Source organism: Dietzia sp. UBA5065 (assembly GCA_002415925.1).
Lineage (GTDB): Bacteria > Actinomycetota > Actinomycetes > Mycobacteriales > Mycobacteriaceae > Dietzia.
In genome coordinates this window covers 4048-14360 of the sequence record DIAZ01000038.1, presented here as the reverse complement: position 1 = coordinate 14360, position 10313 = coordinate 4048, and the positions used below count along the sequence as shown (strand labels likewise).

Here is a 10313-nt window from a genome sequence, read left to right as displayed (position 1 = left end):
CGTCGAGCAGCAGCAGGTCCGGCTTGCTCAGCAGCAGCTTGCACAGCGCGACGCGGCGCATCTCACCGCCGGAGAGGTGGGTGACGGGCGAGTCGCCCGGCGGGCAGCGCAGTGCGTCCATCGCCTGCTCGATCTGCGAGTCCACGTCCCAGGCGTCCACCGCGTCGAGCTGCTCCTGCAACCTGCCCATCTCCTCCATGAGCTCCTCGGTGTAGTCGGTCGCCATCTCCTCGGCGACGGCGTTGTACCGCCGGAGCTGCACCATGGTCTCGCCGAGGCCGTCCTCGACGTTCTCCTTGACCGTCTTGGACTCGTCGAGCACGGGCTCCTGCATGAGGATGCCGACCGTGGCCTCCGGGTCGAGGAACGCCTCGCCGTTGGACGGCTGGTCGAGGCCCGCCATGATCTTGAGGATGGAGGACTTACCGGCGCCGTTGGGCCCCACGACGCCGATCTTCGCACCGGGGTAGAAGGACATCGTCACGTCGTCGAGGATCACCTTGTCCCCGTGCGCCTTGCGAACCTTCTTCATCGTGTAAATAAACTCGGCCACTTCTGCCCTCTCACCTGCGCAAATCGTCCATATCGCCGCGGGCCTGCCGCGGGCACGACCCCCATGTTACGTGGCCACCCGCGGGGCCGGTGCCCACGGCGGACACCGGCCCCTCGCCCTCCCGCGGCATCAGACCGAGGCCGCCTCCGCGAAGTCCGCGGCCTCGTCCGGATCACCCTCCGGATCATCGCCGTCGACGGATCCGATCGCCATCACCTCGTCCGGGTCGGACGGGGCGTCCGCCGCCTCACGCTGCCCGCCACCGACGTCGAGCGCCGGGTCCGACGTCGCGGCCCTCCGTACGGTCACGTCCATGCGGGACAGGTCGGGCCCGAGGGCGGTCACCCGCATCTCCAGATCGCGGTTGAGCCGACCATCGCGCTCGTACTCGTTGGTTAGCAGACGGCCGTGGACGATGATCCCGTCACCCTTGCAGACCGAACCCGGCGCCCTCTGCGCGAGCCGTCCCCAGCAGTTGGCCGAGAAGTACAGGGTGCCGCCCGTCTTCCACTCCCCCGTGTTGCGGTCCTGGTAGCGGATGTTGCTGGCCACCCGGAAGGTGAACACCTGGTCGTCGCCGACCCGCCGGGTGGTGGGGTCTGTGATCACGGTTCCGCGGACGGTCGTCAGGGTCTCGTTCATGGGTTCACTCCTGTCACACTCGGACCGACCGTGCGTCGGCCTCGTGACCTGAGGGTGCCCCACCTCGTCGTCGTCGCCCCTCGTCCCCGCGCCCCCGGCGCCCGGCCTGTGGAGGGACGCCGGGCTGTGGAGAGTCCGCCGGACGACGACGACGAGCGTCGCGGACTCAGGGCCGGCGGTCGGCCTCGGACATCTCGCGGAGCATCTCGTTATAGGCCTTGAGCTCGGCGTCGTCGTCGCGCTCGGCCTGCCGTTCCCCGCGCCGCGCCTCGCGCATGTCGGTCTGGTACCACTGCCAGGCCAGGGCGAGCATGACGATGAACAGGGGGATCTCCCCCGCCGCCCACGCCACGCCACCGCCGACCTGCTGGCTCTGCAACAGGTCCGGGACCCACGGCAGCCCGATCCCCGCGTACCAGCTCTGGGCCAGCACGGTCTTGTAGTTCATGAGCATGATGCCGAAGAAGGCGTGGAACGGGAGCGACCCGAGTAGCACCATGAGCTTGTACATCGGGGAGAACTGCCGGGGTGCGGCGTCCACCCCGATGATCACCCAGTAGAACAGGTACCCGCTGATGAGGAAGTGCACGTTCATGAACACGTGGCCCATGTGCTGCGACGCGAGCGCCTCGTAGAACCCGCCGAAGTACACCAGGTAGAAGCCGGCCACGAACTGCACCGACGCCACGACGGGGTGGGTGAGGAACCGGGAGAGCGGGTTGTTGATGAACTCCACCAGCCATTCCCGCGGGCCCGGCGGGTTGGCGCGCCCCGCCGCCGGGAGCGCGCGCAGGGCCAGCGTGAACGGGCCGCCCAGGGCGAGCAGGACCGGCACCAGCATGGAGATGAGCATGTGCCCGACCATGTGGCTGGCGAAGTCGGCCATCATGTACATCCCCATGCCGGAGCTCGAGGTGAGGAACAGCAGCACGCAGCCCACGACCCAGGACACCGTCCGCCCCGCCGGCCACGAGTCCCCGCGCCGGTGCAGGTGCACCACGCCCCAGACGTACAGCGCCAGCAGGATCACCGCGGCGAGCCCCAGCACCAGATCGAAGCGCCACAGCCCGAACACCGTGCCGAAGGAGAACGGCCCCGGCAGCTCGAAGCCCAGCAGCGCCTCCTGGCGGGTCGGGATGTACAGCGGGGCCGGCGGCGGGGTGCGGCCGAGCGAGACCGACAGTCCGAGCGTGCCCGCCATGACCACGGCCTCGACCAACACGATCCGGAGCAGGGTGCCGCGGTCGACCGGCGCGTTGGCGTTGGTGGACTCGATCTTGGCGATGATCCGGCGACGGACGGCCACCCCGAACAGGGTCAGCAGGCACAGGGCCAACGCCTTGGACACCACCAGAAGCCCGTAGGTCGAGGACAGCAGGTCGCCCGGGTGGAGACGCACGAGCGCGTTGATCACGCCCGTGAACCCGAGCGCCACGATGGCGACCGTGGCCACCACCGAGTAGCGGCGGAGGGCCAACGCGACCCGCGAGCCGCCGCGCATGGTGTGGGCGATCACCGCGACGAGTCCGCCGATGTAGAACGCGGCGGCGAGCAGGTGGATGATCAGCGAGTTGGTGGCGATGTCGTGGGCGGTGTTCCCCGAGGCGTGGCCCGTGGCCGCCACCGGCAGGAGCGAGAGGACGGACACGCCCAGCCAGATCACCGACCATCGCCAGCTCAGGGTGAGCCGCTGCCCGACGCCGGCGATCAGGGCGATCACCGCGGCCCACCGCCACGACGACGCCGCATCGATCTGGGAGATCGCGACCAGCCACTGATCCGGCGGCAGAGACTGCCACACCGTACGGCCGGACACGTCGGACAGGGTGAGCGGGATGAGCAGCGCCGCGGCCACCGCCCAGGCGAGGTTCGCCCAGGAGGACAGGCGCTGCGCGCGGTAGCCGTCCACGTCCAGCGTCCTGTCCTTCTGCGGCGGGGTGAAGAATGCCGCGAACAGCGCCGATCCCACGGCCACCGACGCGAGCAGCTCGCCGATCGCCCGGACCGCCGGCAGTCCGGCGGTGGTCAGCACTCCCGGGTCCGGCACTCCCACCAGCTCGAGAGCGATCTCCGTGGACATCCCGGACAGCGGCACGACCACCGCCGCGGTGACCACCGCGAGCAGGATCACCACCGGCACCACGCTGCGGGTCCTGAGCGGTCCGGTGGCGGCGGGTGCCGACTTCTGCGACGTCATGCGCTCCATCGTAGGAACCCGACCGCCCCCGGGCCGATTCGCGCCTGCTCGACACACCCCCGCATCGGCTACGATTCTCCCGGCGACGCCTGATGGGCGCGCTGCAGGCCTCCGTAGCTCAGTGGATAGAGCATCCGGTTTCTACCCGGCTGGTCAGGGGTTCGAATCCTCTCGGGGGCGCCGACTCTCCCCTCTCGCCAGGCTTGCGCTGCCCCCGTGGTCCCTTCCTCCAGCGCGGCCAGGCCTTTGTCGGGCGAAGGGGCAGCGCAAGCCGGTGGGGGGCGGCGCAAGCCGGTGGGGGGCAGCGCAAGCCGGTGGGGTGGGGCGTGGACCTCGCCCGGGTGCGCACCCCGCGGGTAAGGTCGGCGCTGCCGTGCCCGCCGTCCTCGGCGGGCCGAGTGCCGGACCTCGAGGAGCCCCATGTCCCTTCCCCCGCCCACCGTGTCGACCCGCGCCGTCGTGACCGGCGCCTCCTCCGGGATCGGAATGGCTCTGGCCACCGAACTCGCCCGGCGCGGGCACTCGCTGATCGTGGTGGCGCGGCGCGGCGAGGTGCTGCAGGAACTCAAGGAGCGGCTCGAACGGGACTTCCGGGTGACGGTGGAGGTGCGGGCCTGCGACCTGGCGGACCCCGCGGCGCGGCAGCCGCTGCTGGACGAGCTGGCCGGCCGCGAGATCTCGATCCTGTGCAACAACGCCGGGATCGCGACGTTCGGCCCGATCGCCTCGCTCGACCCGGACTACGAGAAGACCCAGGTCCAGCTCAACGCCGTGGCCTGCCACGACCTGATCCTCGCGGTGCTGCCCGGGATGGTCTCGCGACGCTCGGGGGCGATCCTCAACGTGGGCTCGGCGGCCGGCAACATGCCCATCCCCAACAACGCCACCTACGCCGCGTCCAAGGCGTTCCTCAACACGTTCTCCGAGTCGCTGCGGGGCGAGGTCAAGGACGCCGGCATCCACGTGACGCTGCTGGCCCCCGGCCCGGTGCGGACCGAGGAGATCGCGGACGAGGACAAGACCTTTGTCGACCGTCTGGTCCCCGACCGCCTCTGGGTGGACACCGAGTACACCGCGCGGGTCTCGCTGGACGCCCTGGCGCGGAACAAGATGCGCGTGGTCCCCGGGCCGCTGAGCCAGGCCATGTCCGTGGCCGGCAACTACACCCCGCGCGCGATCATGGCGCCGATCGTCGGCCGCTTCTACGCCAAGCTCGGCGAGGGGCAGCAGGACGGCTGACCGGTCACCTGCGGCGGCGGGTGCGGGTGCCGAAGATGTTCCGGCTGATCTCCCGCCCCGCCGCCGAGGCGGCCGAGCGCAGGAACGAGCGGACCGCCGGATTGGCCATGGCCCGCTCCACGAACGACTCGTCGCCGCCCCCGCCCGCCCCGTCGCCGGCCTGAGCCTGCTCCTGCGCCTCGACTCTCGCCTGCTCCCGGGCCCGCTCCGCCTGCTGCGCCGCGGCCTCGGCGTCGAGGGCCGCCCGATCCGCGGCGTCGGCCTGGGCCCGGAGCTTCTCGAACGCCGACAGGGGGTCCACGGTGGCCCCGTACCGGGCGTACAGCCCGGAGGCCCGGGCCTTCTCCGTGATCGCCGGGGCTCCGATCGTGTCCATGAGCGAGCGGGGCGGGGCCATGAGCGTCCACGCCACCGGCGTGGGCGCGCCCCGCTCGGACAACACGGTGACGATCGCCTCACCGGTTCCGAGCGAGGTCAGCGCCGTGGCGATGTCGTACACCTCCGACCTCGGATAGGTCTTGACCGTCTTGGCCAACGCCGCCTGGTCCTCGGGCGTGAACGCGCGCAGGGCGTGCTGGATCCGCGCCCCGAGCTGGGAGAGCACGTCCCTGGGGATGTCCGTGGGCTGCTGCGAGCAGAAGTACACCCCCACGCCCTTGGAGCGGATGAGCTTGACGGTCTGCACGACCTGCTCGAGGAACGCCTTGGAGGCGTCGGCGAAGAGCAGGTGGGCCTCGTCGAAGATGAACACGAGCTCCGGCTTGTCCGCGTCGCCCTTCTCCGGCAGCGTCTGGAACAGCTCGGCCAGGATCCACATGAGGAACGTCGAGAACAGCGCCGGCCGGGCGGCCTGGTCCCCCAGCTCGATCGCGGTCACCACGCCCCGGCCGTCCTCGGTGCGCATGAGGTCGGCGGGGTCGAGCTCCGGGTCGCCGAAGAACGTGTCGCCGCCCGCGGCCTCGAGGTTGACCAGGGCGCGCAGGATCACGCCGGCCGTCGCGGTGGACACCCCGCCGATCCCCTTGAGGTCGGCCTTACCCTGGTCGCCGGTGAGGTACTGGATCACCGAGCGGAGGTCCTTGAGGTCGTACAGTTCGAGGCCCTGTTGGTCGGCCCAGTGGAAGATCAGTCCGAGAGTCGACTCCTGGGTGGCGTTGAGCCCCAGCACCTTGGACAGCAGGATCGGCCCGAAGCCGGAGATCGTCGCGCGGATCGGGACCCCGATCCCCCCGGTCCCCAGCGAGACGAACTGCACCGGGAACGCCTCGGGCGTCCAGTCGGCGCCCGCGCGCGCCGCGCGATCGGAGATCGCCGCGGACGCCTCCCCGGGCGCGGCCAGGCCGGACAGGTCACCCTTGATATCGGCGACGACGACGGGGACGCCATTCGCCGACAGTTGTTCGACGAACAACTGGACCGTCTTGGTCTTACCCGTCCCGGTGGCCCCGGCGATGAGCCCGTGGCGGTTGACCATGGACAGCGGCAGCGCCACCGTCGCGGCGGGGTCGGCGACGCCGTCCACCACCACGGAACCGAGGGTGACCGCCCCTCCCTCCGTCGTGTATCCGGAGGCGATCTGGCGGGCGGCGGTGTCGGTCATCTGTCAGGCTCCTCGGGCTGCGGGGCGTCACGGGACGTCGGCCGCCCACGGCGACGGCGATATAGTCGAATGATGCCAGAGCCGACCATCGCAGCCGCGTCCGCGCCGACGCCCCACCAGGAGTCCAAGAACGACCGGATCGTCTGGATCGACTGCGAGATGACCGGCCTCGACATCTCCCACGACGTCCTGGTGGAGATCGCGGCCCTGGTCACCGACTCCGAGCTCAACGTCCTCGGCGAGGGCGTGGACATCGTCATCCACACCACCGAGGCCAAGCTCGACGCGATGCTGCCCGTCGTCCGGGACATGCACGCCTCCTCGGGCCTGACCGAGGAGATCCGCGAGTCGACGGTCACCCTCGCCGAGGCCGAGAAGCTGGTCCTGGACTACATCCGCACCTGGGTGCCGGTGGCCGGGACCGCCCCCCTGGCCGGCAACTCGATCGGCACCGACCGCGGGTTCCTCGCCCGCGACATGCCGGATCTCAACGGCTACCTGCACTACCGGATGATCGACGTCAGCTCGATCAAGGAGCTGTCCCGGCGCTGGTACCCGCGCATCTACTTCGGCCAGCCGGAGAAGGGCATGGCCCACCGCGCCCTGGCGGACATCAAGGAATCGATCCGCGAGCTGCAGTACTACCGGGCGACCGCATTTGTGCCGCAGCCCGGGCCGACCTCGGAGGACGTCCGGGCGGCTGCGGCGGCCCTGCCCCCGGTGGTCTGACCCGCCGGGAGCACCACCAGGGGATTTCCCGCCCCGGGTGTCGACCGGGTAACATCGTGGGCGCTGTCCGCGAGGGCGGCGATGGTGGCTGTAGTTCAGTTGGTAGAGCACCAGGTTGTGATCCTGGCTGTCGCGGGTTCGAGTCCCGTCAGCCACCCCGACGCGCAGGGCCCGGACCTTCTGGTCTGGGCCCTGCTCTCGTTCACCGAGACGACCGCGCTCTCCGTGCCCGCACCCCGTCGTGTGGACGCCGGCGGTCAGGGCGTCACACAGCACCGGGTCACACGCTCATGAGCTTGGTCGACTCGAGCGAGGCGTTCAGATCGTCGTTGAAGTTCTTCACGGCCAGGCGCAGAACCAGTCCGATGAACAGGAACGGCAGCGTGAACACCAGTAGCCATCCCACGGCCTGCCAGTAGTCGCCGTCGTAGATTCCCGCGATGGCCGCTCGTACGGCGGTCGCCTCACCGATCGCCAGGACGAGCGTGTAGGCGATGACGCCGACGAAGAGGATCGTGCTCTGCGGCAGGGCGAGCCCGCCGAAGATCGCGAAGTGCCCGAAGTACTCCTGTCACGGCGTGAGCGGGCCGGCGAGCGGCGGGAGTGCGTCCTCGTCGATCTCGGTGCGGATGAGCACCGCGAGCAGAAGTGCACCCACCCAGCGACAGAGCACAGTGTACAAACCCCCCGAGCGCGTCCTTCGTCGACGTCACGGCGACCGCGCCCTGACGGATCGCACCGGTGGCGTCTCCGCCGGCCTGGGACGACGACGAGGCGAGCGAGCCGCCGCTCGTCAGGAGGCTGTCGCCGGACGAGAGGACCGCCGCGACCATCTCGGCGGTCCCCGCTGCGGAGATCAACTGCACGGAGATCCCGCCGGCCCCGGTGCCGAGCCGATAGACGGCCTTTTTCGCCTCGGAGTCGTCGAGGTGTGTGGCCAGCGACGACACCAGAGCCAGGCCGACCTCGTCGAGAGTCCGCGTGAAGCTCGTGTTGATCTGCGTCGAGACGTCAGTCGCGGCCTCTCCGGTGGTCAGCGACGAGAGCGCGTTCCTCTTCTGGTTGACGTAGAAGTCGATCTCGACCGGCTTCGCGCCGGGGGCGAGGAAGGTCATCATCTTCTGACTGGAATCCGGGGGCAGCACGATCGTCGCGTGGTACTCCTCGGGTTTGGTGCCCTCGATCGCATGGAATCGGTGATGCGTCTGACGTCGGCGCTGCAGTAGCGCCCGCGCTGCGGGCGAACGCGGCGCCTACCAGCGGTTGCGCGACTCCTCCGCCCAGCCCACCAGCCCATCCAGTGACACGGTGGTGCCGTCGTCCAGCACCCCGATGCCGTGCCAGACGCCGAACGCCTGCCACGTCTTGACCGCCAGCACCCCCAACTCGGTGATGTCTCGACGCTGATGGAACGGCGTGAGAGTGGCGTCCAGACGCTCTCCCCGCACCCGCCACCGCCCGGCCGGGTCGGCCACGTCGTAGGACCAGCGGAGGTCATCGCCGAGCTTGTGCATCCGCCCGTCCACGAGGATCCCGTTCTCGGTGACGCCGGTGCCGTCGGTCCATCTGCCGCCCACCTGGATCGCGCGGGTGGAACCGTCCACGACTCCACTGCCCGCGCCCCAGTTCCAGACGTTCGAGTAGCGCCAGCGGCCCCGCCCGCGGTCGAGTACGGCCCAGCCCTCCCCCAGCACGTGGGTCTCGCCGTCGATCGTCACCGTGCCGGTGACCGGATTGGCCAGATCCTTGAGCGTGTACTGGAAGCGCGTCGCGCCCCACGGCACCACCACCGCGAGACTGTCATGCCTCGGGCGGGAGACCTCCAAGCTCAGCTGCAGCCCACGAGCCCGCACACCGAGGGAGGTGGAGACCTCGTCGTCGTCGATCTCGATCGTCACCCGCGTCGACCCGAACCCCGCGGCGGCGTGAATCGTGCCGTCGCCCGGCACGTCGCTGAAGCCCGGCGCATGCAGCGGCGTGATTCCGCTGCGCACCGTCTCCACGCCCGTCCTCCGGTCCAGGACGTAGACGGCGCAGTTGGCCAGATAGTCGAGGCCGGCGACGGTGAGTCCCACCACGAACCGGTCGGAGACGATCCCCCAGTACTCCCACCGCTTGGTGCGGCCCCAGCCGCCGATGTGCGTGCGGTGCAGGGGCTTACGCGACCAGCCCACGGCGGCCGGGTCGAGCCGAACGCCGTGGGCGAGGTCCGTGATCTCGGTGATTTCGCGCTCCGCAGTCATGGAGACACTCTGTCATCCGAGGCGGGCGGCTCCGACCCGACTCCACCGGCCGCGGCGGGGCTGTTGCGTTCGGCGCTCCCGAGGGGTAGAACTTTCTGCGCGAGGCAACCAAGGGTAGCCATTCCTAAGTTCCTCGACCCGGGCCGTCCATCGCGACCCGGATCCCGATCAGAATCCAGGCCACTCCATGTTCCTCGCCAACTTCCTCATCGCCTTGCGCGAAGGGCTCGAAGCCGCCCTCGTGGTGGGCATCCTCGTGGCCTATCTGGTCAAGATCGGCCGCCGAGACCTCCTCCCCCGGCTCTGGGCGGGCGTCGCCGTCGCCTCCCTCGTCCCCCTGGCCGCGGGCGCGTACATGACGTGGGGCCCCTACACGATGACTTTCGCCGCCCAGGAGATCCTCGGCGGCACCCTCAGTCTTCTCGCCGTAGCCCTGATCACCTGGATGATCCTCTGGATGGGCACCCACGCGGCCGGCCAGAAGGCGGGGCTGGAGACCTCGCTCGCCGGTGCGGTGGACAGGGGCGGCCGCGGGATCGTGTGGATCGCACTCCTCGCCGTGGGTCGGGAGTCGCTCGAGACCGCGATGTTCGTCTGGGCCACCACCCAGTCCACCATGAACACCTCGGCCGTCGTCCCCGCCATCGCGGTGGTGTGCGGCCTCGCCACCGCCGCGGCCCTGGGGGTCCTCATCTACGCCGGCGCCGTGCGGATCGACATCGGTGCGTTCTTCCGATGGAGCGGGATCTTCCTCATCGTGGTGGCCGCCGGCATCGTCTCCTACGGCATCGGCGACCTCCAGGAGGCCTCCGTCCTGCCCGGCTGGGGCAACTGGGCGTTCGATCTGTCCCACCTGGTCCCCACCTCCGGCATCGGAGTCGTGCCCTACACGCTGGCCGTGGCCGTGGTGAACCTGAACTTCATGCCCACCTGGCTCCAGGTGTTCGGATGGGTCGCGTACCTCGTCGTCGTGGTCCCGCTCTTCCTCCGCGCCACGCGCCGCCGACCCCGGCCGGCCGGCGGAACCACCACCGCGGCCACACCGGCCCCCACCGACAAGAAAGCCACCACACAGTGAATCGCACCATCCTCCGCCAGCCCGTCCTCGCG

10 protein-coding genes and 2 tRNA genes are annotated in these 10313 nt (G+C 70.2%); 5 read left to right on the top strand and 7 right to left on the bottom strand.

From position 1 onward, the window contains the following. From B4M60_RS02775 to B4M60_RS02765, 3 genes are all read right to left on the bottom strand, one after another. Positions 1 to 553 (bottom strand): ATP-binding cassette domain-containing protein (locus B4M60_RS02775; RefSeq protein WP_291080069.1); only part of this gene is annotated, 553 nt, incomplete at its 3' end. A 129-nt stretch (positions 554 to 682) separates the two neighbouring features. Next, positions 683 to 1195: a single-stranded DNA-binding protein gene (locus B4M60_RS02770; RefSeq protein WP_291080067.1), complete on the bottom strand. Its 513-nt coding sequence runs from the start codon at positions 1193 to 1195 to the stop codon at positions 683 to 685. 166 nt (positions 1196 to 1361) lie between these two features. Then, complete coding sequence (locus tag B4M60_RS02765) at positions 1362 to 3392, bottom strand: cytochrome c oxidase assembly protein (protein ID WP_291080065.1); 2031 nt, start codon at positions 3390 to 3392, stop codon at positions 1362 to 1364. 107 nt (positions 3393 to 3499) lie between these two features. Here B4M60_RS02765 and B4M60_RS02760 point away from each other — a divergent pair. Beyond that, positions 3500 to 3572, top strand: a tRNA-Arg gene (locus B4M60_RS02760). Positions 3573 to 3812: 240 nt separating this feature from the next. After that, entirely contained in the window at positions 3813 to 4631 is an 819-nt protein-coding gene (gene cmrA, locus B4M60_RS02755; protein ID WP_291080063.1) for a mycolate reductase, read from the top strand. Between the two features lie 4 nt (positions 4632 to 4635). Here cmrA and B4M60_RS02750 read toward each other — a convergent pair whose 3' ends face one another. Further along, on the bottom strand, positions 4636 to 6231 hold the full coding sequence (locus B4M60_RS02750) for a helicase HerA-like domain-containing protein (RefSeq protein WP_291080061.1): 1596 nt from the start codon (positions 6229 to 6231) through the stop codon (positions 4636 to 4638). A 72-nt stretch (positions 6232 to 6303) separates the two neighbouring features. Here B4M60_RS02750 and orn point away from each other — a divergent pair, with 72 nt between their 5' ends. Next, complete coding sequence (orn, locus tag B4M60_RS02745) at positions 6304 to 6960, top strand: oligoribonuclease (RefSeq protein ID WP_291080059.1); 657 nt, start codon at positions 6304 to 6306, stop codon at positions 6958 to 6960. 84 nt (positions 6961 to 7044) lie between these two features. Beyond that, a tRNA-His gene (locus B4M60_RS02740) sits at positions 7045 to 7117 on the top strand. 123 nt (positions 7118 to 7240) lie between these two features. Here B4M60_RS02740 and B4M60_RS02735 read toward each other — a convergent pair. The 3 genes from B4M60_RS02735 to B4M60_RS02725 form a co-directional block, all read right to left on the bottom strand. After that, entirely contained in the window at positions 7241 to 7366 is a 126-nt protein-coding gene (locus B4M60_RS02735; protein WP_291080057.1) for a hypothetical protein, read from the bottom strand. A 58-nt stretch (positions 7367 to 7424) separates the two neighbouring features. After that, positions 7425 to 8078, bottom strand: a complete 654-nt coding sequence (locus tag B4M60_RS02730; protein WP_291080055.1) for a hypothetical protein — start codon at positions 8076 to 8078, stop codon at positions 7425 to 7427. Between the two features lie 135 nt (positions 8079 to 8213). Beyond that, positions 8214 to 9203 (bottom strand): DUF2804 domain-containing protein, encoded by a 990-nt coding sequence (locus B4M60_RS02725; protein ID WP_291080053.1) that lies wholly within the window; start codon positions 9201 to 9203, stop codon positions 8214 to 8216. Between the two features lie 187 nt (positions 9204 to 9390). Between B4M60_RS02725 and efeU the strand changes: the two genes are divergently transcribed. Next, complete coding sequence (efeU, locus tag B4M60_RS02720) at positions 9391 to 10281, top strand: iron uptake transporter permease EfeU (RefSeq protein ID WP_291080051.1); 891 nt, start codon at positions 9391 to 9393, stop codon at positions 10279 to 10281. Positions 10282 to 10313: the final 32 nt, after the last annotated feature.

Coding starts and splice junctions, on each gene's coding strand:
- B4M60_RS02770 (WP_291080067.1), bottom strand. CDS start 1,195: ATGAACGAGACCCTGACGACCGTCCGCGGAACCGTGATCACAGACCCC.
- B4M60_RS02765 (WP_291080065.1), bottom strand. CDS start 3,392: ATGACGTCGCAGAAGTCGGCACCCGCCGCCACCGGACCGCTCAGGACC.
- cmrA (WP_291080063.1), top strand. CDS start 3,813: ATGTCCCTTCCCCCGCCCACCGTGTCGACCCGCGCCGTCGTGACCGGC.
- B4M60_RS02750 (WP_291080061.1), bottom strand. CDS start 6,231: ATGACCGACACCGCCGCCCGCCAGATCGCCTCCGGATACACGACGGAG.
- orn (WP_291080059.1), top strand. CDS start 6,304: ATGCCAGAGCCGACCATCGCAGCCGCGTCCGCGCCGACGCCCCACCAG.
- B4M60_RS02730 (WP_291080055.1), bottom strand. CDS start 8,078: ATGATGACCTTCCTCGCCCCCGGCGCGAAGCCGGTCGAGATCGACTTC.
- B4M60_RS02725 (WP_291080053.1), bottom strand. CDS start 9,203: ATGACTGCGGAGCGCGAAATCACCGAGATCACGGACCTCGCCCACGGC.
- efeU (WP_291080051.1), top strand. CDS start 9,391: ATGTTCCTCGCCAACTTCCTCATCGCCTTGCGCGAAGGGCTCGAAGCC.